The 24,701-nt window shown below is 30.4% G+C and carries 18 protein-coding genes and 1 pseudogene; 16 read left to right on the forward strand and 3 right to left on the reverse strand.

Translation table 11 applies throughout. From position 1 onward, the window contains the following. Positions 1-457: PAS domain-containing protein (locus I6U51_RS20560; protein ID WP_211144437.1), on the reverse strand; the 457-nt coding region annotated here is incomplete at its 3' end. Between the two features lie 227 nt (positions 458-684). On the opposite strand from I6U51_RS20560, the gene I6U51_RS20565 reads away from it, so the two are divergent. Next, positions 685-1,644 (forward strand): aromatic acid exporter family protein, encoded by a 960-nt coding sequence (locus I6U51_RS20565; protein WP_211144438.1) that lies wholly within the window; start codon positions 685-687, stop codon positions 1,642-1,644. A 74-nt stretch (positions 1,645-1,718) separates the two neighbouring features. Here the strand turns inward: I6U51_RS20565 and I6U51_RS20570 are convergent, their stop codons facing one another. Then, a complete protein-coding gene (locus tag I6U51_RS20570) occupies positions 1,719-2,213 on the reverse strand; it encodes a ferritin-like domain-containing protein (RefSeq protein ID WP_211144439.1) in 495 nt (164 codons plus the stop codon). 413 nt (positions 2,214-2,626) lie between these two features. Between I6U51_RS20570 and I6U51_RS20575 the strand changes: the two genes are divergently transcribed. The 3 genes from I6U51_RS20575 to I6U51_RS20585 all read left to right on the forward strand — a co-directional run bounded on the left by I6U51_RS20575 (position 2,627) and on the right by I6U51_RS20585 (position 9,190). After that, positions 2,627-4,822 (forward strand): ATP-binding protein, encoded by a 2,196-nt coding sequence (locus I6U51_RS20575; protein WP_211144440.1) that lies wholly within the window; start codon positions 2,627-2,629, stop codon positions 4,820-4,822. A gap of 455 nt (positions 4,823-5,277) precedes the next feature. Next, a complete protein-coding gene (locus I6U51_RS20580; RefSeq protein ID WP_246517553.1) occupies positions 5,278-7,071 on the forward strand; it encodes an ATP-dependent metallopeptidase FtsH/Yme1/Tma family protein in 1,794 nt (597 codons plus the stop codon). 325 nt (positions 7,072-7,396) lie between these two features. Next, on the forward strand, positions 7,397-9,190 hold the full coding sequence (locus I6U51_RS20585) for an ATP-dependent metallopeptidase FtsH/Yme1/Tma family protein (protein ID WP_246517555.1): 1,794 nt from the start codon (positions 7,397-7,399) through the stop codon (positions 9,188-9,190). Between the two features lie 268 nt (positions 9,191-9,458). On the opposite strand, the gene I6U51_RS20590 is transcribed toward I6U51_RS20585, so the two are convergent. Continuing rightward, positions 9,459-10,166, reverse strand: coding sequence for a YczE/YyaS/YitT family protein (locus tag I6U51_RS20590; protein ID WP_246517556.1), 708 nt, complete (start codon positions 10,164-10,166; stop codon positions 9,459-9,461). Between the two features lie 348 nt (positions 10,167-10,514). Here I6U51_RS20590 and cooS point away from each other — a divergent pair, with 348 nt between their 5' ends. From cooS to I6U51_RS20650, 12 genes and pseudogenes are all read left to right on the forward strand, one after another. Beyond that, complete coding sequence (gene cooS, locus I6U51_RS20595) at positions 10,515-12,467, forward strand: anaerobic carbon-monoxide dehydrogenase catalytic subunit (RefSeq protein ID WP_211144441.1); 1,953 nt, start codon at positions 10,515-10,517, stop codon at positions 12,465-12,467. Positions 12,468-12,488: 21 nt separating this feature from the next. Then, positions 12,489-12,938 (forward strand): 4Fe-4S dicluster domain-containing protein, encoded by a 450-nt coding sequence (locus I6U51_RS20600; RefSeq protein ID WP_211144442.1) that lies wholly within the window; start codon positions 12,489-12,491, stop codon positions 12,936-12,938. Then, complete coding sequence (locus tag I6U51_RS20605) at positions 12,938-14,167, forward strand: NAD(P)/FAD-dependent oxidoreductase (RefSeq protein ID WP_211144443.1); 1,230 nt, start codon at positions 12,938-12,940, stop codon at positions 14,165-14,167. The genes I6U51_RS20600 and I6U51_RS20605 overlap by 1 nt, the downstream gene beginning before the upstream one ends. Positions 14,168-14,478: 311 nt before the next feature. Next, the gene (locus I6U51_RS20610) at positions 14,479-15,918 is read left to right on the forward strand and encodes a DUF5050 domain-containing protein (RefSeq protein WP_211144444.1); all 1,440 of its coding nucleotides are present in this window, start codon (positions 14,479-14,481) and stop codon (positions 15,916-15,918) included. Positions 15,919-15,981: 63 nt separating this feature from the next. Next, positions 15,982-17,751 (forward strand): O-antigen ligase family protein, encoded by a 1,770-nt coding sequence (locus I6U51_RS20615; RefSeq protein ID WP_211144445.1) that lies wholly within the window; start codon positions 15,982-15,984, stop codon positions 17,749-17,751. Positions 17,752-18,048: 297 nt separating this feature from the next. Beyond that, entirely contained in the window at positions 18,049-18,480 is a 432-nt protein-coding gene (locus I6U51_RS20620; RefSeq protein WP_211144446.1) for a CBS domain-containing protein, read from the forward strand. Positions 18,481-18,643: 163 nt separating this feature from the next. Further along, positions 18,644-20,308, forward strand: coding sequence for an RNase J family beta-CASP ribonuclease (locus I6U51_RS20625; RefSeq protein WP_211144447.1), 1,665 nt, complete (start codon positions 18,644-18,646; stop codon positions 20,306-20,308). A gap of 118 nt (positions 20,309-20,426) precedes the next feature. Further along, positions 20,427-20,702: a hypothetical protein gene (locus tag I6U51_RS20630; protein WP_211144448.1), complete on the forward strand. Its 276-nt coding sequence runs from the start codon at positions 20,427-20,429 to the stop codon at positions 20,700-20,702. Positions 20,703-20,825: 123 nt separating this feature from the next. After that, positions 20,826-21,224: pseudogene (gene mtnA, locus I6U51_RS20635) on the forward strand (S-methyl-5-thioribose-1-phosphate isomerase); the annotation flags it as partial. A 14-nt stretch (positions 21,225-21,238) separates the two neighbouring features. Further along, positions 21,239-22,570, forward strand: a complete 1,332-nt coding sequence (locus I6U51_RS20640) for a CoA-disulfide reductase (protein ID WP_211144450.1) — start codon at positions 21,239-21,241, stop codon at positions 22,568-22,570. A gap of 179 nt (positions 22,571-22,749) precedes the next feature. Beyond that, positions 22,750-23,553, forward strand: a complete 804-nt coding sequence (locus I6U51_RS24895; RefSeq protein ID WP_211144451.1) for a DUF6492 family protein — start codon at positions 22,750-22,752, stop codon at positions 23,551-23,553. Positions 23,554-24,004: 451 nt separating this feature from the next. Next, entirely contained in the window at positions 24,005-24,679 is a 675-nt protein-coding gene (locus I6U51_RS20650) for a nitrite/sulfite reductase domain-containing protein (protein WP_211144452.1), read from the forward strand. Positions 24,680-24,701: the final 22 nt, after the last annotated feature.

Here is a 24,701-nt window from a genome sequence, read left to right on the forward strand (position 1 = left end):
AATTTAAAGGAGACAAGAAAATTATATCGTTTACGTTGTTGAATATTGTCGTATGCTTTTGTTTGCTTTCTTCAATATGTTTAAATGATGTGATATCTGTGTGGTATCCTGCTATATATATATTTTTGCCATTCTCATTTTTCAAAGCTTTGCCATTACTTTTTATCCACTTATATCCCTGATACTTGGATTTTATACGATATTCAGCCATAAAATAATCATCCTTGCCGTCGATAACTTTTTTAAAAGCATTTGACAACTGGTCAACATCATCAGGATGAATAAGTGTAAACCAAAAATCCATATGTTCTATAATTTCATTTTTAGAATAACCTAAGAAATTTACTAAGGCTCCAATTATAGCAGTTTCACCGGTTATCAAATCATACTCCCAGATCCATTCAGATAGGCTATCAGCAATAAGGCTATCTCGTATAGATTTATCTAAATTAAGCAATACTATGTCCCCCCAAATAAAGAATTTACCGTTATAAATTACTTTTATTGTAGCACATTTTGTTGAATCTACACAAATATTCTCATAATTTTATATAAAAATATAAAGTGAAAATTAGTTTTTATAATTTTTATAATATAGATTCTTTTCATATAATACAAGTTTTGATATATTATAAAGTGAAACTTAAATGAACTTTATCTGTTTCTTAGTTAAAGGGGGATTTTATGAAATTTATTGGTTACAGAACATTAAAAACAGGAATAGGTGCATCAATTGCGATGATTATAGCAAAGCAGATAGGTTTAGAATATGCTGTATCTGCTGGAATCATTACTATACTAAGTATTCAAAATACAAAAAGACAATCTGTAAATATAGCCATCCAACGTATGGCTTCGTGCATAGTAGCACTATTAATTTCATCTGCTGTATTTATGCTTTTGGGATACAACGCAATAGCCTTCGGTATCTTTCTATTAATATTTATTCCTATAACGGTAAGATTTAAATTAGAGCAAGGGATAGTTGTAAGTTCTGTGCTTGTAACTCATTTATTAGTTCAGAAATCCTCTAACATATTTTGGATTGGAAATGAGTTAGGGCTTATGATTATAGGTGTTGGAGTAGCACTACTACTAAATCTATATATGCCAAGCATAGAGGAAGAAATTAAAAAGGATCAGGTATACATAGAAGAAAAAATGAAAGAAATTTTGTTTCAAATGATAAAAGCACTTAAAGACAATAATATCTCTATAAAAGAAGAGAAATTATTTAATGAACTTGAAAAAAGACTCCATATGGCTAGAATACGTGCATACAATAATTTAAATAATTACTTTATGTCAGATGTCAGTTACTATGTTCAATATATGGAGATGAGAACACAGCAGTATGAAACGTTAAAAAGGATGCAAGAGCATTTTCAAAGGTTTTTTATGACCTATGAACAAAGTATTATAATGGCATATTTTACAGAAAGTGTTGCAAATTCTCTACATGAGGAAAATACAGCTGAAAAGCAATTAAAGGCTGTAGAGATACTAAGGGGGGATTTTAAAAAAATGGAGCTTCCTAGAACAAGGGAGGAATTTGAAAATAGAGCAATGCTTTTTCAATTTTTAAATGATTTAGAACAATTTCTAATAATAAAAAATGAATTCAGAAAAAACTTTATCAAATGATTTTAAGGCTCAGTTCTTCATCTGAGCCTTAGACTACTTGCAAACATATTTTATAAGTAGTTTTTTATTTTACATTAAAATGGTTCAAAACCTTGGTCTGCCCACCATTCTTCAAGCAAATTATCATACTCCTTAGAAAAGGCTTCTACATGCAATTCTTCCCACTTTGATAACACTTCATATAATTTTTTTGCCTTATCTATATCAGTGCTAGCAGCAGCATTTTTATAGAATTCAACAGCAGCCATTTCATTTTGTATAGCTATACCAAAAACAGATACTACAAGTGCAGCACTTTTTCTATCAAGTTTATCCCAGCTAAAAAGTTTTGGTGATGGTAGGGCTTCTATCATAGCTAAATTAAAATCATCTTCTTTATCGTTTTTTATTTTATCGAAAAGATTTTTTAGCCAGTCTATATGTTTTAGCTCCTCATTATGTAAATCAATAAAGGCATCTTTTACTTCTTCAGATATTCCATTTTTCTCAGAAGCAAGCTTGTAGAATTCTGATCCCTCAATTTCATTAATTATAGCTTGTTTTAATAATTGAAGTTCTTTTTTATTCATTATAATACCTCCTATGGTATAGTTATTATTGTTTAGTAATTATTATTAATTTAATTATAGCATTTATAAAATAAATTACCAGTATTTTTTAAAATTAGTTATAATTTTTTATCACAAAAAATATAGCAATTAATATATAAAATTTAACAAAGGTATAAGCCTCTATTTGTATTTACAGTATTATATAAAGCAATGCTCAAATATATTAAAACAAATTCGAAAAAATGAAAAAAATTATAAGTCTAATTAAAAGAATTGTAATTTACTGTTTTTTACTACTATAAAAGTGCTATATAATTTACTTCTAAATGTAAAAATATGTTTGATAAAAATGCTTTAAAATATCTAATAATGTAGTTAAAATTGTATTAAGGATAGTATTCTGAATATTAGGACGAAAGAGGGGGACGTACTTGGTTTTTAATTATTTAATAATACATTCAATTAGAGTATCTCTAATTGTACTTGTAGCTATTTTTTTTATAGTTATACTGATGGTTTTTTTGCTAGATCGTAAGATATATTTAGGTATGTGGGCAGGAGGATTAGGTCTGTTTTTGGCAAATATTATACTGCTTATGAGTGTTAACTATAGTTATGGAAATGAATTTATAATATTATTGCAAAGAATTTTTAGTTCATTAGGAGCTTTGCTTATGGCAGAAGGATGTATGAAGCTCTTAAACAAAAAAATTAATCGTAGTATACTTGTTTTCTTATGCCTTAACATAATAGCTGCAACAAATTATGCATTAGGCTTAATGCCTATTAGATTCCTTTTATTTATTCACTTCACTTTTTTAACCTATGTTAATGTATACATAGCTATTGAACTAATTAGATCTAAACAGTATATTATGTTTAATAAATATGTATTAGGGTTTGCCTTTTTAGCCTGGGGTATGTCATATGCTGTTAAGGGTATTGTTTTTATAATAAAGCCACAATTTAGGTTATGGGGAGTTGTTACCACTTTTATAATGACATTATTCTTTTTAATCTACGCTATTTTTGCTTTTTATAGGCACAAAACAAATCTATTATATGAAAAAGAAATGTGTTTTGATGATATTTTTAATTATTCAGCAATTGGTATGGCGGTGGTTGGAGTAGATGGCAGTATTATGCGGGGGAATGAATCTCTTAGTAAAATATTAGGATATTCTTGCGCCGAATTGAAGGGGCTATATTCTAAAGATATTACATATGAAGAGGATATGGATATGACCTTGAAGGGAGTAGAGGAGCTTTTATCAGAAAAAAAGAATTCTTTTCAAGTAGAAAAAAGATATTGTAATAAAAATGGACATGTCGTATGGGCCATTGTAAATATTTCTTTAATTAGAAACAAGAAACAGAAACCGCTGTATTTTGTTTTACAAGTTCAAGATGTAACCAGTTATAAAACTCTACAAAATGAGCTTATAAAAAGTAATGAAAAGTATAAGACATTATTAAACTCCTATGACAATTCGATAGCAGTATTGGACAAAGAGTATAGATATGTAGTCGCAAACCAGCATGTTGTGGATACAATAAATCATCAAACAAATAAAAACTTTACACTCAGCACTATTGTTGGACAGAAGGTTAAAGATATATGCCCTAATATATATAATAGTGATATATTTAAAATATACAAATATGTAATGAACACTAGAGAATCTAAACATGATATCATTGAATTTACTAATCAAAAGGGTTATACAGAATGGTATGAACTCAATGTTACACCATCACATGAAGGTATTCTTGTTATTATGAATGATATTACTGATAGAGTTAAAGATCATCAAATAATGAAAGAAACTATAGAGTTAGATAGATTGAGAACGGAATTTTTTGCAAATCTCTCACATGAATTCAGAACCCCTTTAAATATTATAATAAGCTCTAATAAAATGCTTTTAGATGCTGTGAATAATCAGGAAGGACTAACAAAAGACTATGCAGTAAAATATTTAAGAGCATCGAAACAGAATTGCTATAGATTGCTTCGCCTAATTAATAATATAATGGATATTACAAAATTTGATTCTGGCTTTTTACATTCAAACCTTCAATGCTGGGATATTATAAACGTAGTTGAAGAGATAGCACAATCCATTGTAGAATATGCAAAAAATAAGAATATAGATATGATATTTGACACCGATGTTGAAGAAAAATATATTATGTGTGATGCGGATAAGATTGAGAGAGTGATGTTAAATCTGCTTTCGAATGCAATTAAATTTACACATAATGGAGGAACTATTGAGGTTAAAATCTTTGATAAGAACGACTCTATAGAAATTATAGTAAAAGATAATGGAATTGGTATACCAGAAGATAAACTAAACTTGATATTTGATAGATTTAGACAAGTTGATAAGTCTCTTACAAGAAATCAAGAGGGAAGTGGAATAGGTTTATCTCTAGCAAAGGTATTTGTGGAGATGCATAAAGGTACAATTGAGGTTTTCAGCACTAAAGGTAAAGGAACAACTTTTTTGGTAAAATTGCCTATAAATAATTCTTGCATCCTGGATGAAATTTCTATATCTAAACAAATATGTGATAGTAAAATAGAGAAAGTGAATGTCGAATTTTCAGATATATATTTTTAGAATTTCAAGAGAGTGAAAGTATTGTTCATTCTCTATTATTTTTGAACTTTATCCGAAATGGTATTTAATCTCCACCTAACGTCAAGAATTCTGTTTATCAATAATAACACTTTAGAATAAATGAATATATATGCAATTTGAGTTTCAAAAAAATGTTTGAATTTACCAGAAAGAGAGACTTTTACTGCTATATTTATTGGAATGCTGATATTAAAGGATTTGTATAAGTCTTATTTCTATGTATTCTAAATAGAAAATAAAATATATATTTTGAAAATAGTGACTTAAAATGAAAATATAAATTTTTTATTAAATAGTGGAAAAAAGCATTAAAACCTATACCTTTTTTCATGGAAATAACTATAATATTCAGTGGGAGAGAAATCGTAAAATATAAGTTGTTTTACGTTTAAATATGTTAAAAAATGTTATTTGTTAAAGGAGAAAAGGTGTGTATGAGTTGGGAAAAATTTACGACATATGTTTTAATGGGGATAGTATTACTTCCTATTATTGTTTGTCCATTTATATTATTAAAAAATCCTAGTTTTGCACCGTATAATAATTTAAACGTTCTGAAAAATACAATAGCACGTAATTATACGGATGCAGATATGAGATTTAATGATTTCAAAGCTATGGTTGAAAGTGGCAAGGTACAAAAGGTTGATTATAATGAAGTAGACTCTATTCTTGAAGCAGAAGATAAGTCAGGAAAAACTTTTACTTTTGAAAATCCTAAGAACTCACAGTTCAGACAGTATTTGTTGGAGCATAAAGTAATAATTAAAGAATCTTCTAATGTTTATTCAAAGATACTAAATGTTGTGTTATTCAGCATAATTATATCCTTTGTAATAAGGCTGATAGCTAGATATAGAAAAAAAGAGGCTTTTCCAGCAGGAATGGGAGGAGCAAATTCAGAGGACTTCAATGAATCAAAGAATGTTAATGTTAAATTTAGTGATGTAGCAGGTAATTCAGAAGCTAAAGATAACATGCAGGATATAATTGAGTTTTTGAAGGATCCAGATAGATTTAAAAAATTTGGAGTGAAGATTCCTAAAGGAATAATATTATATGGACCTCCTGGAACAGGAAAAACCCTTTTAGCAAAAGCTTTAGCAGGTGAAGCAGGTGCCTCCTTTATTGCAACAAGTGGATCTAATTTTGTAGAAAAATATGTAGGAGTAGGGGCATCTAGAATAAGAAAATTATTTACAGAAGCTAGAAAGAAAACTCCAGCTATAATATTTATTGATGAAATAGATGCAGTTGGTGGTAAAAGAGGATCAGAAGGCACAAGCACCAGTGAAGATGCTAAAACACTAAATCAACTTCTTGTAGAAATGGACGGATTTAAAGATGATGAAAACATTATAGTTGTAGCTGCAACAAATAGGCTCGATATGTTAGATGATGCACTAATTCGTGCAGGAAGATTTGATAGACATGTAATGGTAGGTCTTCCAGATTTAAATGCGAGACACGAAATTTTAAAGGTACACTCAAAGAATAAGCCTTTATCAAAGGAAGTTGATTTATTACAGATAGCTAAACAAACAGTCTATATGAGTGGGGCTGATTTATCAGGAGTGATGAATGAAGCTGCTATATACGCTATTAAGGAAAATAGCACAGAAATTACTCTAAGACATATTGACAGAGCAATAAACAAAATCGTTGCTGGGGATGAAAAGAAAGATAGATCAAATATATCTGATTTAGAGAAGAAAATAACAGCATATCATGAAGCTGGGCATGCTATAATAGCCAAACTATTGAATAAAGAAAGTGTGCCAAAGGTTTCTATCATCCCAACAACAAAAGGAGCAGCTGGATATACCTTAATAAATCCAGGTGAAAAAATGTTCCAAACTAAAGAAGAAATATTAAATAAAATAAGTGGGTTGCTCGGTGGAAGAGCAGCTGAAGAAATAATATTTGGGAAGCAAAATATAACAGGCGGCGCATCAAATGATCTACAAAGAGCTACAAAAATGGCTTTAACATTAATAACAAAATACGGGATGAGCGAAAAACTAGGCCTTGTAAGTTTTGATGACAGAGAAATTTCTCTTCAAAATGAATTATTATTAAGTGAAACTAAACAAATATTAGACAAAATCTATAAAAAAACCTTAGATTATATACTAATAAATAAGGATAAATTAGAAGCTGTTGCACAAAGATTATTAAACCACGAAATAATAGACGAAAATGACCTAGATATGCTGCTTGTAGGTTAGATATAATTGAACAAAATGTTTTTTAAAATTGAGAATTTTAAAAAACATTTTGTTTTTTTTGTGAATAATTATGAAGTATTATGAAGTATTTTGTAGTCAAGCTAGTATAGTCAAGTATATAAATACAGCAAAACATTAATTATAATTTATAGGAAACTATAGAATAATACGTGATGGATTACTTCCTATAAACACAGTATGTGTATTAAATGAAAATGGTCAAACTTTTTTACAAAAACTCTTAATTAGATTTACGAATTTCAGCCATTTATGAGGACTGATATGATCAATCTTTTTACAAACCAACAAAAGGAGAATAGCGAATATGAATTGGGATAAGTTTACAACGTATTTTTTAATGGGGTTAATATTACTTCCTATTATTGTTTGTCCATTTATAGTATTAAAGAATCCTAGTTATAAACCGTATAATAGCTTCAGCTTTATGAAAAGTACAGTGGCGCGCAATTATATGGATGCAGATATGAGATTTAATGATTTCAAAGCTATGGTTGAAAGCGGTAAAGTACAAAAGGTTTATTACAACGAAGTAGACTCTGTTCTTGAGGCAGAGGATAAGTCAGGAAAAGCTTTTACTTTTGAAAATCCTAAGAACTCACAGTTCAGACAGTATTTGTTGGAGCATAAAGTAATAATTAAAGAATCTTCTAGTGTTTATTCAACTATACTAAACTTTATATTATTCAGCATAATTATATCTTTTGTAATAGGACTAATAGCTAGATATAGAAAAAAAGAGGCTTTCCCAGCAGGAATGAGAGGAGCAAATTCAGAGCACTTCAGTGAGTCCAAAGATGTTAATGTTAAATTTAGTGATGTAGCAGGTAATTCAGAAGCTAAAGATAACATGCAGGATATAATTGAATTCTTGAAGGACCCAGATCGATTTAAAAAATTTGGAGTGAAGATTCCTAAAGGAATAATATTATATGGACCTCCTGGAACAGGAAAAACCCTTTTAGCAAAAGCTTTAGCAGGTGAAGCAGGTGCCTCCTTTATTGCAACAAGTGGATCTAATTTTGTAGAAAAATATGTAGGAGTAGGGGCATCTAGAATAAGAAAATTATTTACAGAAGCTAGAAAGAAAACTCCAGCTATAATATTTATTGATGAAATAGATGCAGTTGGTGGTAAAAGAGGATCAGAAGGCACAAGCACCAGCGAAGATGCTAAAACACTAAATCAGCTTCTTGTAGAAATGGACGGCTTTAAAGATGATGAAAACATTATAGTTGTAGCTGCAACAAATAGACTTGATATGTTAGATGATGCATTAATTCGTGCAGGAAGATTTGATAGACATGTAATGGTAGGTCTTCCTGATTTAAATGCGAGACACGAAATTTTAAAAGTTCATTCAAAGAACAAACCGTTATCAAAAGAAGTTGATTTGTTGCAAATAGCTAAGCAAACAGTTTATATGAGTGGAGCTGATTTATCAGGAGTAATGAATGAAGCTGCTATATACGCTATTAAAGAAAATAGCACAGAAATTACTCTAAGACATATTGACAGAGCAATAAACAAAATCGTTGCTGGAGATGAAAAGAAAGATAGATCAAATATATCTGATTTAGAAAAGAAAATAACAGCATACCATGAAGCAGGACATGCTATAATAGCCAAACTATTGAATAAAGAAAGTGTACCAAAGGTTTCTATCATTCCAACAACAAAAGGAGCAGCGGGATATACTCTAATAAATCCAGGTGAAAAAATGTTCCAAACTAAAGAAGAAATATTAAATAAAATAAGTGGGTTGCTCGGTGGAAGAGCAGCTGAAGAAATAATATTTGGGAAGCAAAATATAACAGGCGGCGCATCAAATGATCTACAAAGAGCTACAAAAATGGCTTTAACATTAATAACAAAATACGGGATGAGCGAAAAACTAGGCCTTGTAAGTTTTGATGACAGAGAAATTTCTCTTCAAAATGAATTATTATTAAGTGAAACTAAACAAATATTAGACAAAATCTATAAAAAAACCTTAGATTATATACTAGTAAACAAGGACAAACTAGAAGTTGTAGCACAAAGATTATTAAGCTATGAAATAATAGACGAAAATGACCTAGATATGCTGCTTGTAGGATAAACCTATATAGGGGGACTAGACCGAAAGTTAACTTATACGCCGTGATATGTTTCCAAGCTTCAGTACGTTAAAAACTTTTAGCCAGTCTAAAGTTTGTGTTTTAGACGACCTAAGAACCTTCGAGAAACTCGCTACGCTCAAACAACTCGAAGGTGCTAAGGTTGTCTTAAAACTCTTCACTAAGATTGGCACAAAGTTTTTAAATCTATCTTCAGCTTTGGAAACATACCCCTCTGTATAAGTTAACTTTCTAGTTAGTTTTCCTATTTTATTCCTCTACAAAGTTTTTTTCTAAGTGTTCATCACAGACATCTGACTTTAAGCGATTATATAAATCTATCAGATTCATGTGATTTGTACTTTGAGAATCGTATTTTCCTAGCTTGAAGGCAAGTTGTACAGAAAAGCCTATGCAGCCAGCGAGGATTATTGTTCCAATTCCAGCAGGACCACCTAAAAAATATCCAACAATTAGGACAGTAATTTCAATGGTTCCTCTAATCATCCAGACAGGCTTTTTTAACTTTTTTACCAGCCCTTCCATTAAACCATCTCTAGGACCAGCACCTAAGTTTACCCTAAGGTAAAAAAAGGTTGCCCAACCTATTATAAAGATTCCTAAAATAAGCAATAGTATTTGTCCCAATAGACTATTTGGAGTACTAAAAAATTTAAATTTTTCTATGATATCTATAAATAAGCCTATAAATATCATGTTAAATACACTTCCGAGTCCAGGAACAACTCCAATAAAGTAACATGCAATCAATATTAGCAAACCCATTAACTCAGATACTTGGCCTAAGGTAAGTGAACTATGATAAACAATTCCCATATGCAGAACATCCCAGGGACTCATTCCGAGCTTAGAATACAAAGTACATAGTATACCTATAGAATATAGAAGAAGCCCAAACATTAGTGATGGCATTTTTTTTATCAGTTCAATTAAAACCATTTGATATCTTTTCTGCAATTTAAGTTCTCCTTTCTCATCATTAAGAAACTCTCTATCTAATTCTACAACTATAGCAGTGTAGAGGCAATAATTACCTTTAAGTAACTTAGAATATAGATGGATACTGGAGAAGTTAGAGCCTATAGTCGTTAAATAGATTATTTGCTTGTATTCAACAATGATTATTTTCAAATACAAATTTTTTATTGATAACTTATTGACAAATAGAAAGAAAAGGTTTATATTAAAACTATACAAAACAAGTATACTTTATATAAATTTAGTAATATATTATTAGGCATTAGTATGCCTTAATTTTAAAAATAAAAGTATACCAATAAGGTAAACAATAAGGAGGAATTTATTGTGTCAATGTGTGAAAACTGTACAACTTGTCAATCAGCAGATAAGGTTTTAGAAGGATTTATAGGTTCTATGGATATGGAAACTTCTCACCATAGAGTTGAAAGTCAAAAGATAAAATGTGGATTTGGACAACAGGGTGTATGTTGTAAATTGTGTGCTAATGGACCATGTAGAATAACTCCAAAATCACCAAGAGGAATATGTGGGGCTAATGCAGACACAATAGTAGCTAGAAATTTCCTAAGAGCGGTGTCATCAGGAGCAGCTTGCTATTTACATGTAATTGAGAATACAGCAAGAAACTTAAAATCTATAGGAGAAACAAAGGGAACAATAAAAGGCGTTAATGCTTTAAATAAAGTAGCTAAAGTCTTTGGAATAGAAGAGGAAGATAATCATAAAAAAGCAATAATGATAGCTGATAAAGTTATTGCTGATTTATATAAGCCTAGATTTGAAAAAATGGAAATTGTAGAAAAAATGGCATATAAGCCTAGAGTGGAAAATTGGAAGAAGCTTAATATAATGCCTGGTGGAGCTAAGTCAGAGGTTTTTGATGCTATAGTTAAGACTTCAACAAATTTAAATAGTGATCCAGTAGACATGTTATTAAACTGCTTAAATCTTGGAATATCTACAGGACTTTACGGATTAACTCTTACAAACTTGTTAAACGATATCATGCTTGGAGAACCTGTTATAAGAGCAGCTAAGGTAGGCTTCAAGGTTGTAGATACAGATTATATAAATATTATGATTACTGGACACCAACATTCAACAATATCACATCTTCAAGATGTTCTAATAGATGATAAGGTAATAGAAAAGGCTAAGAAAGCTGGAGCTAAAGGCTTCAAACTTGTGGGATGTACTTGTGTAGGACAGGATCTACAGTTAAGAGGAGAGCATTATAAAGAAGTATTCTCAGGACATGCTGGTAATAACTTTACAAGTGAAGCATTAATAGCTACTGGAGGAGTGGATTTAATAGTTTCAGAGTTTAACTGTACACTTCCAGGTATTGAGCCTATTGCTGATAAATTTAAGGTTAAGATGATATGTTTAGATGATGTAGCTAAAAAGGCAAATGCTGAATATATTGAATATTCCTTTGAAAATAGAGAAGAAATAAGCAATTATGTAATTGATGAAGCTATTAAGAGCTATAGCGAAAGAAGAGGCAATGTTGTTACAAATGCAAAACAACTGTTGGATCGTATGATGCAAATGGTAAGTGAAAACAGAGATGCTGTTCCTATAAATATACCAATGGATCATGGTCACGATGATGTAATAACTGGAGTTAGTGAAGAGTCTCTTAAAGCTTTCCTAGGTGGAACATGGAAACCATTAGTAGACTTAATTGCAGCTGGAAAAATTAAAGGGGTAGCTGGAGTTGTAGGATGTTCAAATCTTACTGCTAAAGGTCATGATGTATTTACAGTAGAACTTACTAAAGAACTTATAAAGAGAGATATAATTGTACTTTCAGCTGGATGTTCAAGTGGCGGACTTGAGAATGTAGGATTAATGTCACCAGGTGCAGCAGAGCTTGCTGGGGAAAATTTAAAAGAAGTATGTAAGAGTCTAGGAATTCCTCCTGTATTGAACTTTGGACCATGTCTAGCTATAGGAAGATTAGAATTAGTTGCTACAGAGCTTGCAGAGTATTTGGGAATAGATATTCCACAGCTTCCATTAGTACTTTCTGCTCCACAATGGTTAGAAGAACAAGCTTTAGCTGACGGAGCTTTCGGGTTAGCGTTAGGACTTCCACTTCACCTTGCAATACCTCCATTCATAACAGGAAGTAAGGTAGTAACAAAGGTATTAACAGAGGACCTTGAAACTTTAACTGGTGGAAAACTTATACTTGAAGATGATGTAATAAAAGCAGCAGATAAGCTTGAAGAAATCGTACTTAATAGAAGACAAAAACTAGGCCTTAAATAATTTGATTGGTGGTGTGCTCCTATGAAAAGAATCATGATAAATAAGGATTTGTGCAGCGCATGTTTAAATTGTTATATGGCATGCATGGCAGAGCATAACGAAAAGGGTAAATCTGTATTTGATGTAGATCTTGAAAATATTGAAAATGAAGGAAGAAACTATATAACTCTAGATAAAGAAGGTAAACCAATCCCTATATTCTGTCGTCATTGTGATGACCCAGAATGTGTTAACACTTGTATGAGTGGCGCTATGACTAAGGATAAGGAAAGTGGAATAGTCTCTTATGATGAAGAAAAATGTGCTTCTTGCTTTATGTGTGTTATGTCCTGTCCTTATGGAGTATTAAAGCCCGATACAAAAACAAAAAAGGTCGTAGTTAAATGTGACTTATGTAATGGTAGAGAGATACCAAGATGCGTAGAAAACTGTCCAACTGGTGCAATATATCTTGAGGAGGTGGACTGCTAATGAGATATGTAATAATAGGAGCTAGTGCTGCAGGAATTAATGCTGCAAAAACTCTAAGGGAATTAGATAATCTGAGCGAAATTGTTATCATATCAAAGGACACCGATGTATATTCAAGGTGCATGCTTCATCATGTTATTAGTGGCAATAGAGATTTAGAGAAAATTGCCTTTGTAGATAAGGACTTTTTCTCTAAGAATAATATAAAATGGGTAAAAGGTATTGAGGTTACAGATATAAATACTGATGAAAAGCAAGTTGTATTAGAAAACGGCACAATAGAAAAGTATGATAAATTACTAATTGCGACCGGAGCCTCCTCATTTGTTCCACCAGTTAAGAATTTAAGAGAAGCTAAAGGTGTATATTCCTTAAGAGATTATGCTGATGTGCTAAATATAGAAGAAGGAATAAAGAAATCAAAGAAAGCTGTAATACTAGGAGCTGGCCTTGTTGGCATAGACTCAGCTATAGGGCTTATGGAGAGAGGAATAAAACTTTCTATTGTAGAGATGGGAAACAGAATACTTCCTCTTCAGCTAGATCAAAAAGGAGCTGATAGATATCAAAAGCTTTTTAAGGATAAGGCTGTAGATATTTATACTTCAGTAAGCTTAGAAGAAGTAATTCTAAAAGAAGATGGATATGTAAGTAAGGCTAAATTAAGCGATGGAACTTTGATAGACTGCGATATGATAGTTGTAGCTGCAGGAGTTAGACCTAATATTAATTTTATAAAAAACACTAGCATAAATGTAAATAAAGGAATTGTAATTGATAAAAACTGTAGAACTTCTGAAAAAGACATATATGCTGCTGGAGATGTTACTTTTACCGCTCCAATTTGGCCCATTGCTGTGAAACAAGGTATAGCAGCTGCGTATAACATGTACGGAGAAGAAAGAGTTTTTGATGATACCTTTGCATTAAGAAATTCTATGAATTTTTTAGGATTAGAAACTGTATCTCTAGGTATAGTAGAAGCTCCAGACAATAGCTATACTGTAGACATTATTGAAACAAAGAATGTCTATAAAAAAGTGATTCATAAAGATGGAATAATATACGGAGCAATTCTTTTAGGTGATATATCTTATTGTGGAGTGCTGCATCAGCTTATAAAGAATAAAATAAATATATCTAATATAAATAAAAATATATTTAAAATTGATTATGCAGACTTTTTCAATGTACAGAAAGATGGTCAATATAAATACGAATTTGTATAAAGTTCAACTAAGAATCAGATGGGATTTTAAAGCCCATCTGATTCTTAGTTAAAAGGACAAAGCACTTATGCCATTAATACTAACGCTCAAAGTAACGGCAGTATTAGTGGCAATTTTTAATATAGGGTTTATTTACTTGTTATACTAAAAAATGTATAATGTATATTAAGGAAACTCCTGCTCTTTTTATTTCGCAGGAGTAAGCGACCATCTCAAAATCAGCACTCTGTGTAAGTGACTATCACCAAATCATAAATTTGGGATATCTGCTTAGGATTTTGGATGTCTGCTTAAGAAGGGGGAGAGGATATATGAAAGCTTTAAAAAACTTTAAAAGCTTGCTGAGCTTCTTGATTTGCTATATGTTACTTGTAACATTATTGCCAACAGGTGCCTTAGCAGCAGCTAATTCAGACAGCAAGGTAATAAATAACAATAGCTTACTGGTTAAAGAAGGGGAGTGGCTATATTATAGAAACTCAAGCGATGGAGGTTCTATATACAAAATAAAAACAGATGGCACAGAAAATACAAAAATAAATGATGTAAGTAGCTCAAATATAAGTGTTTACGGGGATTGGATTTATTTCAAAGTAATTGACCCTAAGGATGACAGCAAAAACTATGAAATGTTTAGAATTAAGAAAGGTGCCTCTCAAGGAGATGCCCAAGACTTGAAATTTAGCAGTAATAACGAAGTTTTTATAGGTGACTATATTTATTATGTAAAAAATAATGATGGTATATATAAAATAAAGGCTGATGGCAGTGAAAAATCACAAAAAATAGTAGATTGTAAACACGGTGGAATAAGAAAAAACTATATTTTTTATAGTAAACCAGATGCTAATGGCGGAGCTGTAGAAACTTATTTTATATCAAATTTAGATGGTAAAAATCAAACCGAAGTTGGAAGTGCTAATGACATAGTTAAATTTACAGATAACTGGATTTACTATGGAATATATAAAGACGGTTTATACAAAATGAAGATTGATGGAAGTGAAAAAAGCAAGATCAGTAATGATTGTTTTGCTTATGTACTAAATGATCAATGGATTCACGACTATAATAATGGTACGTCTTTATTTAAAAATATAGATGGATCAAAAGATATAAAAGAGTCAGGTGCTGGGTCTTTTAAAATGTATACTGGAGATGTGTGGACAGGCATAAATATGGTAGACAACTGGATTTATTTCCATGATTCAAATTATAATTGTTTAAGTATGGTAAATACAGATAGTAGTCAAAAGATCAAACTATACAAGCCTATATCAAAAGATTCTTTTAGGTATGATTTAAACCTAATGTCTTGTTTAAAAGATGGGGATTATGTTTATTACATAAATGACTTTAATGATAGTGAAAAGTTTTTATATAAGTATGATATAAATTCAGGTAATTCACAAAGACTATCCCCTTCAGAAGATATACAAAAAGTTTCAGAGAACAAGAAGTGGATAGTGAAGTTTGGCAAAGAACTTGATGAAAGTACAATAAACAGTAAAAATATTATAGTTACTGATGGTGATAATCAAATAGTAAAGGTGAATATAGCTCTCAATTCGGATAAAAAATCAATTACTGTAAGCAAAGATAATACTGGGAAAACTGATTCTGATATTTGGCAGAAACAGCGTATTTTAGAAGGAAGACAAATTTATAATTTGAAAATAAGTAAAGATGTAAAAAGTAAGGATGGAAAAGAATTAAATAAAAATATTGTAAAAATCTTTGAAGTAAATTAAATCAATAAAGCAGAGCTTTCTCTGCTTTATTATTTTAACACTGATGAAAGGAAAACAATAGCTATGAGGTATTTACTACTTATTGCAGCAATATTACTTGTTCCATATAATCTACTGCCTGTTAGTGTGTGTGGAGCAATACTGTTATTAATATGCAGCATATATTTATTAAAAATAGAAAAGAGCTTAATAGTTAATAAATATATATTTTATTCAATATTATTCTTAAATGTTATAGCAATGCTATCCTTGATATACAGTAAGAATATAAATCTATTTTTTGATGGCTTCATTACATATCTAGCTATTCTGATGTTCTATTTATTATTTACGAATTTACATATGCCTAAAGTATTAGATTATTTTACCTATATTATATCAATATCAACTTTTATATTTATAATATTTCAAGGACTTATATTAAATAAAAGGATAGATGGTACTTTTGGATATGCCAATACATATGGATTATTGCTGTTAATTGGCTTATATATGAATGAAATAAGAGCAGAACAAAAGCTTAAGTCATCAATTCAATGGGTACTAATACTTGGAATACTATTTACTGAGTCAAGAAATACATTTATATATTTATTTATTTTTGCATTAATATGCTATTTTGCAGAATATAAAGAAAAAAACTATAGAATAGCAATAAATTTTTTTACGACTATCATATTTTATGGATTAGTTAAATATTTTGGACTAGGAACAGCCTTTGTTATACCAGTTTTTTATATACCTTTATATTATTTTTATGACAAGTCTAGTGCTAAAATAAAAAAACAGATATCTTTATTTTTTGCTATTGCTATAATTATATCTCTTTCTTTGCTGGTATTTGGAAAATTTAATTTTAACACTAGAGTGAGCAATATCAGTTTAAATTCAGGATCTCTTCAAGAAAGATTTATATATTATGAAGATTGTTTTCAAAGTATAATAAAAAATCCTTTGGGGGATGGTATTAACTCATTTGTGTATAAACAGTATAAAGGTCAATCCGCTTTTTATGATATAAAATACATTCACAATTCACTTTTGCAAGTTTGTTATGATTTAGGGATACTGGGACTAGCAGTTTTTATATTTATCTTTATATATGGATTATATATAATACTAAAACTTAAGAAAGATAGATTAAAAGTTTTAAAATTAGCTATGTTTTTAACGATATATTTTCATAGTTTGTTAGATTTTGATTTTTCTTTTACCTCAATTTTTATAATAGTAGTAATGATAATGAGTTTTTCAGATAAAAGTAATAGCTTTACTATAGGAAATTCAGTTAAAGTGTCTATGATAAGTTTGGGATTGATAGTTTCAGTATATATTTTAATAATTAATTCATTAACTTTCCTGGGAAATTTATATGCAAAAAATGATATAAACAAATCTATTACTTTTTATAGAGCAAATAAAGCAATAACCATTAAAAATCCAGATGTATATGTGCTGATGGCACAGGTTTACAGAAACAATAATATGTATCAAGGATGCTTAGCAAACTTAAAATTAGCAGAACAGGTTAATAATGAAGATCCTAGAATAAAGATGAATATTGCTTTTACCTATGAAAGGCTTGGAGATATAGAGAATACAATCAAGTATTTTGATATAGTTTTAGATTGTGAAAAGTATTATTATCAGATTTACCAAAAATACTATGTATATTTAGACAATGCTTATAAGAAAACTAATGACTATAAATATAAAACTGAAATAAACAACCTTAAAGATATTTACTATAAGAACTTTAACAGGTTAAATAAAAGAGCTGTATTCCTCAAAAATCAATTGAATGGAAACTTTGATTATACAGTAAATCAGTAGATTATATAGATATTTAACCTGAGTGGTTGGCTTATTAGCGGTATTCATAGGGGTGCCTTGGTTAAGTCAATTATCGAAGTTGAATATCTATATAAGGTAATTGATATTTAAAAATTACAAAATATTAATAATTAGTTTATTGAGTTTTAAAATATTAGAGTTATAATAAATTTATAAGTATATATAATGACAAATAAAATATTAAGTAGTATTGAGAACTGTAAAATGAGAAAAGGCAGGTGAAATTGTTACTAATTACTAAGATAAATTCTTATAATTTAGTAACATAAAGTCGATATGAATATAGCATTTTTTTTAACACCTAAAGAAGAAATAGTATATGAAAATATCAATTCGACTATGAGGCAAGCATTAGAGAAAATGGAATACCATAGATATACGGCCATTCCTTTATTAGATGACCAAGGAAAGTATGTTGGAACACTTACAGAGGGTGATTTGCTTTGGAAACTAAAAAATACCTCAGGTTTAGATTTGAAAAGTACAAGCAAGATAAAATTAAATGATATACCTAGAAGAATGGTAAATAAGCCTATCCATATTAATTCAAACATAGAAGATTTACTTTATACTTCTGTAAGTCAAAACTTTATTCCAGTAGTAGATGATAAAGAAATATTTATTGGAATAATAAAGAGAAGTGATATATTAAACTATTGTTATAAAAGTTTTGTTGAAGCACAATTAAAAGCATTGGTTTTAGATTAGAAATTGAATATTTTTACAGCAAAGAAACTTAGTTTAGATATTTATATTTATCATACTAAGTTTCTTTCTTTTAAAAATAAAAAGGATTATTTTTATAATTTAAAGAAAAAATAAAGTATAGGAAAATCCTTAGATAATTAATAGGTATTAAGGAGGAATTCAAGTGAAAAATGAAAATTGTGTAAAAGTTATTCCTTTGGGTGGGCTTGGAGAAATTGGCAAAAACATAACTGCAATTGAATATAGAGACGAAATCATGGTAATAGACTGTGGAATATCTTTTCCTGAGGAAGACATGTATGGTGTAGATTTAGTAATACCTGATATATCATATTTGTTAGATAACAAGGAAAAAGTTAAAGGAATATTTTTAACTCATGGGCACGAAGATCATATAGGCTCAATACCATATTTTTTAAAACAGCTTAATGTACCTATTTATGGCACAAGATTGACTTTAGGAATAGTTGAAATAAAATTAAAAGAGCATGGTTTGCTCAATAGCTCTGAGCTTCACGCGGTAGAACCTGGCGATAAGATTGAGCTAGAAAATTTTAAGGTTGAATTTATAAGAAACAATCACAGTATATCAGATTCCTGTTGTCTTGCTATCTTCACACCAGTAGGAGTTATACTACATACTGGAGATTTTAAAGTAGATTATACACCTATAGATGATAAGGTTATGGACTTAAAGCGTATATCTAATCTTGGAAGTAGCGGAGTACTACTGCTTATGGCAGATAGCACAAATGTTGAGCGTTCTGGTCATACAATTTCAGAAAGTTCTATAGGAGAAACGCTGGTTAAAATTTTTTCGAAGGCTGAAGGAAGAGTTATTGTAGCCACATTTGCTTCAAATATTCAAAGAATGCAGCAAATAGTCAATGCTTCTGTACAATATGGGAGAAAGGTAGCCTTTAGTGGAAGAAGTATGGAAAATATATCTAAGGTTGCAATGGAACTAGGATATTTGCATATACCAGAACATTATATGATTTCTGTAGATGAAATTCGTAATTATCCGAATGAGCAGATAACTATCATAACTACAGGCAGTCAAGGAGAACCTATGTCAGCTCTTGCTAGAATAGCCTTCTCTACTCATAAAACAATTAAACTTGAACCTAATGACTTAATTATTATATCTGCATCACCAATACCAGGCAATGGAAAGTTTATATCAAGAGTGATTAATGAACTATTTAAAAAAGGGGCAGAGGTTATTTATGAGGCATTAGAGGAAGTGCATGTATCCGGCCATGCTTATCGAGAAGAGTTGAAATTAATTCATACACTGGTACATCCTAAGTATTTTATGCCAGTTCATGGTGAATATAGACATTTGAGACATCACTCAATATTAGCACAAAGGCTTGGTATGGAAAGTTCAAATACTTTCATTATGGAAACTGGTCAAGTTTTAGAGTTATCAGAAAATGAAGCAAAAATTTCCGGTAGGGTTCCAACTGGTATTGTCCTTGTAGACGGACTTGGAGTTGGAGATGTTGGAAATATAGTTCTTAGAGATAGAAGGCATTTAGCCGAAGACGGTATTCTAACAGTGGTTGTAACTATAGAAAAAGAAACCTACAATATCATTGCCGGTCCAGATATAATCACCAGAGGCTTCATTTATGTAAAAGAATCAGAAGCCCTAATTAATGAAGCAAAAGAAATCGTAAAAAAAGAATTGGATAATTGCCTAGAAAATAAAGTGATTGAATGGTACGTATTAAAATCTAACATGAAAAAATCTTTAGAGAAATTTTTATATGAAAAAACAAAAAGGAGACCAGTTATACTTCCAATAATCATGGAAATCTAAAATATATCTTACTTGTAGTACAGTCATAAGGAATTGCCTTGTGACTGTATTTATTTTTATGGAAAAGGAATAATAAGTTAAGTAAAATTATATTTTTATAAATGCTGGAGGGAAAAACATGAAAGATATAGATGATGTATTAAAAGATATAAGACAAATCGATGGTCAGGCGGATAGGTTAAAGAATATGATATCAAATGCCTACGAAGGTTATGAATATAATGGAGCATCTGAAGTTATTATAAATAGAGATAAAGGATTAGATAGAATAAATTCAAGTGCCTATAGGATACAGGTTAACAGTCCTAGTTCTCCTACAATAATAGCTATGGTTGATGAAGGAATAGATCATTATGTGGCTACTGTTGTGGATGCCTATATAGAAAATCAGTAGAAGTTAATATTCTTTAACAAAGGCTATTTTTCTTGTGTAAGAAAGATAGCCTTTGTTGTATTAATTGAAAAACACAACATGCTATGGTAGTATATAGTTAAAAATTCAGTTGTTTATCCATAAATATGTGACAATATGGCTTCAATAGTTATGAAAGAAGGAAAAATTCAAGCGGTTTTGGTTGGCTGTGATAGAGTTGCTGAAAATGGGGATACTGCTAATAAGATTGGAACCTCAGGGGTGGCGATTTTAGCTAAGCACTATGGAATACCATTCTATGTTTGTGCACCACTATCTACTGTTGATTTAAAATGCAGTACTGGTGATGACATTCACATAGAATTAAGAGCTGATGAAGAAATAACATCAAAGTGGTATGAAAAACCAATGGCTCCAGCAGGAGTAAAAACCTATAATCCATGCTTTGATGTTACAGATAACTCACTAATAACTGCTATAGTAACAGAAAAGGGTATAGCATATTCGCCATATAGTGAGAGTCTTCCAAAACTTTTCAAGTAGACAGGAGTGATTTTATGAAGGTTGTTGTTATTGGTGGAGTTGCAGCGGGAATGTCTGCTGCTTCTAAAATAAAGAGAGTTGATAGTAGTGCTGAAATTGTAGTTTATGAGAAGGGTCCATTTGTATCTTATGGTGCTTGCGGACTTCCTTACTATGTATCTGGTATAAATGATGACTATACTAAAATGATAGCAAGAACTAAAGAAGAATTTGAAAAGACAGGAATGAAAATAAATCTTAAACATGAAGTTGTAAAAGTTGAACCGGAAAGTAAACAAATTTTAGTTAAAGATTTAGAGAATGATAGTCTGTTTATAGATTCCTATGACAAACTTATGATAGCTACAGGTACTGTACCAGTAGTTCCACCTATAAAGGGAAAGGATTTAAAAGGAGTATATGTGCTTAAAACCTTGGAAGATGGAATGATACTTAAAAAGGCAGTAGAAACTCCAGAGATAAAGAATGTAGCAATTGTTGGTGGTGGATACATAGGAATAGAATTAGCGGAAACCTTATTACATGCTGGCAAAAATGTCAGGGTTGTAGAACTAGCTCCGAGAATATTACAACCTTTTGATTCTGAATTAACAGAAATGGCAACTAACATTATGATGGAAGCTGGAGTTAAATTTAATTTAAATGAAAAGGTTGAAGAACTTGTAGGCACAGATAAGGTTACAGGGGTAAAAACTGATAAGGGAAGCTATGAAGCAGATTTGGTTATTTTGGCTATAGGTGTAAGACCTGCTACTAATTTTTTGAAAGATTCAGGAATAGCCCTTGCTAAGAATGGTGCAGTAGTAATTGACAGAGAAATGAGAACTAATATTGCTGACATATACTCGGCGGGAGATTGTGCTGAAGTATATAATAAGGTAAAAGAGGAGAACTCCTTTATACCGCTGGGAACCACTGCTAACAAGTGTGGAAGGCTGGCAGGGGAAAACATTACAGGTAAGCATAACAAGTATGTAGGGACCCTTGGAAGTTCTGCAATTAAAATTTTAGATTATGAATTAGGCAGAACTGGAGTATCTGAAAGTGAAGCTAAGGCTTTAGCTATAAACTATAAAACAGTTTTTATTAAGGCGTATGACCACCCAGGATATTATCCAGATCCAACTCCTATATGGATTAAGCTTGTGTATGAAGAAAGAACTAATAGAATTTTAGGTGCTCAGGCTATGGGCAAAAAAGGAGCTGTATTAAGAGTTGATATGTTTGCTATAGCAATTCATAACAATATGACTACCATGGATTTAGGAATGACAGATTTATGTTATGCACCTCCTTTTGCAGGAGTATGGGATGCAGTTCATATAGCTTGTAATGCAGCTAAATGATGATAGTGATGCGTTTTCAAATTCCCCCTGAAATAACGTAGAATTAGTTCTAAACTATTATATAAATACTAATAAGTTAGTTATAAAGCTGTAACAAATTCCAACATATAGAATATAATAAAATGCAACTGTATAAAGCGCAAAGATTCATGTGTTAAAAGCAAATGGGGGAAAATATAGTGGATAATAATAAAACATTTGATGTGGTTATACCAGTAGCTAAAGAAGATGTGCCTCTAGCGATAAAAAATATACCATATATCTTTAAAATGCTCTCACCTAGAAAGATTATTTTTATCGGTTCTAAAGATTCAGAAAGTTCATTTCCACTTAATGAGCAATTAGAATTCATTAATGAAGATGAGATTTATAAAGATATGAAATTAAATACTATTCAATCTATTATGTATAATATTGCAGGTAACACTCACTCAAGTGGTTGGTATTTTCAACAATTTCTTAAGATGTCTTATGCAACAATATGTAAAGAAGATCATTATGTTATATGGGATGCTGATACAATACCGCTTAACGTCATTTCATTTTTTGATGATAGGAGCGGTAAATATTTATTTACAATGAAGACTGAGCACCATAAACCTTATTTTGCAACTCTTGAAAAACTTTTCAATGGTGAAGTTAAAAAGTATAATCATCAGTCATTTATAGCAGAGCATATGATAATAGATACAAAAATAATGATTGAATTAATAAAGAAAATCGAAAGTAATAAAGAATTAAAAGGCAACTACTTTTATGAAAAAATAATGTATTCTATTGATGTAAAAAATATACAGGGAGCAGGCTTCAGTGAATTTGAAACCTATGGCAACTATGTCATGAAATATCACTCTGATAAATATGCTATGAGAGAATTAAGATCGCTAAGAGAAGGAAGGGTATATTTTGGAATGTCCCCAACAGACGATGAATTGTTAAAGGCTTCAAAAAATTTTGATTTAATTTCAATAGAAAGTTGGTAATTAAGCTCCTCTAGAAGGTTAATTTGCCATTTTTAGCTTCTATGCAATTGACTCGGTGAACCATATCATAGATGAGGTAAGACCCTTAGGCAAAATTAAACTTCATATTATTCATATACCCGTTAGTCTAATAACGGACAGTTGGTTTAGTCACATTGATTATAACAGCAAATTAATAGAGCTAGTTTAATTTAGTCTAGCTCTATCAACTTTACACTATAAATTCTAAACTATTTATATTATCTAACCTACATTACATTTTCCATAACTAAACTGATCTTATATAGGTGTATACACACTTAAAACATAGTATTTTTAAATTAATTATTTCTGGATATAAATAAAGCATTTAATATCTTAGTAGTCTATATTGGCTAAATATGATACAATTGAATTGATATTAATTATTTAATAATATATATTAAAAGAACCAATTTAGGAGGTTATACGAATGAAAACTGATTTATTAGAAAAAGGGGCAATATTACAAAGAGATAAAGAAACATATGCAGTAGCACCACATTTAACTGCTGGAATTGTAACACCAGATATTTTGAGAACTATTGCAGATGTAGCTGAAAAATATAATGCAGCAGCTATTAAAGTTACTGGAGCTCAAAGAATTGCATTAGTTGGATTACAAGAAGAGGATTTAGATAATGTTTGGAAAGACTTAGATATGGATCCAGGTGCAGCAATAGGTTTATGTGTAAGAAGTGTAAAAATATGTCCAGGCACTACTTTTTGTAAAAGGGGTCTTCAAGATTCAGTAGCAGTTGGCTCAAAAATAGATAGTTTGTATCATGGTAAAAAATTACCTAATAAATTAAAAATAGGTGTAAGCGGTTGTCCTAATAGCTGTGCAGATAGTGCATTTAAGGATATAGGATTAATAGGAAGCGGAAAAGGATGGATGTTCTATGTTGGCGGAAAAGGTGGAGCCAAGCCAAGAATAGCAGATAGAATAGCTCTTTGCGTACCAGAAGAAAACATATATGACTTAACAGAAAAAATTATTCAAGTATATAATGAAAATGCAACTAATAGAGAAAGATTAGGAGATTATATAGACAGAGTAGGATTGGATTCTTTCAAAGAGCAAATAGATCTTAATAGTTATTTATAAAATAAAAATTAAATGTCATGGA

The sequence above is a fragment of the Clostridium aciditolerans genome (assembly GCF_016316925.1).
GTDB lineage: Bacteria > Bacillota > Clostridia > Clostridiales > Clostridiaceae > Clostridium_AM > Clostridium_AM aciditolerans.

What these genes read in the sequence shown, in the direction of transcription:
- I6U51_RS20565 (WP_211144438.1), top strand. Translation starts at nt 685, where the DNA reads ATGAAATTTATTGGTTACAGAACATTAAAAACAGGAATAGGTGCATCA.
- I6U51_RS20570 (WP_211144439.1), bottom strand. Translation starts at nt 2,213, where the DNA reads ATGAATAAAAAAGAACTTCAATTATTAAAACAAGCTATAATTAATGAA.
- I6U51_RS20580 (WP_246517553.1), top strand. Translation starts at nt 5,278, where the DNA reads ATGAGTTGGGAAAAATTTACGACATATGTTTTAATGGGGATAGTATTA.
- I6U51_RS20585 (WP_246517555.1), top strand. Translation starts at nt 7,397, where the DNA reads ATGAATTGGGATAAGTTTACAACGTATTTTTTAATGGGGTTAATATTA.
- I6U51_RS20600 (WP_211144442.1), top strand. Translation starts at nt 12,489, where the DNA reads ATGAAAAGAATCATGATAAATAAGGATTTGTGCAGCGCATGTTTAAAT.
- I6U51_RS20605 (WP_211144443.1), top strand. Translation starts at nt 12,938, where the DNA reads ATGAGATATGTAATAATAGGAGCTAGTGCTGCAGGAATTAATGCTGCA.
- I6U51_RS20610 (WP_211144444.1), top strand. Translation starts at nt 14,479, where the DNA reads ATGAAAGCTTTAAAAAACTTTAAAAGCTTGCTGAGCTTCTTGATTTGC.
- I6U51_RS20615 (WP_211144445.1), top strand. Translation starts at nt 15,982, where the DNA reads ATGAGGTATTTACTACTTATTGCAGCAATATTACTTGTTCCATATAAT.
- I6U51_RS20620 (WP_211144446.1), top strand. Translation starts at nt 18,049, where the DNA reads ATGAATATAGCATTTTTTTTAACACCTAAAGAAGAAATAGTATATGAA.
- I6U51_RS20630 (WP_211144448.1), top strand. Translation starts at nt 20,427, where the DNA reads ATGAAAGATATAGATGATGTATTAAAAGATATAAGACAAATCGATGGT.
- I6U51_RS20640 (WP_211144450.1), top strand. Translation starts at nt 21,239, where the DNA reads ATGAAGGTTGTTGTTATTGGTGGAGTTGCAGCGGGAATGTCTGCTGCT.
- I6U51_RS20650 (WP_211144452.1), top strand. Translation starts at nt 24,005, where the DNA reads ATGAAAACTGATTTATTAGAAAAAGGGGCAATATTACAAAGAGATAAA.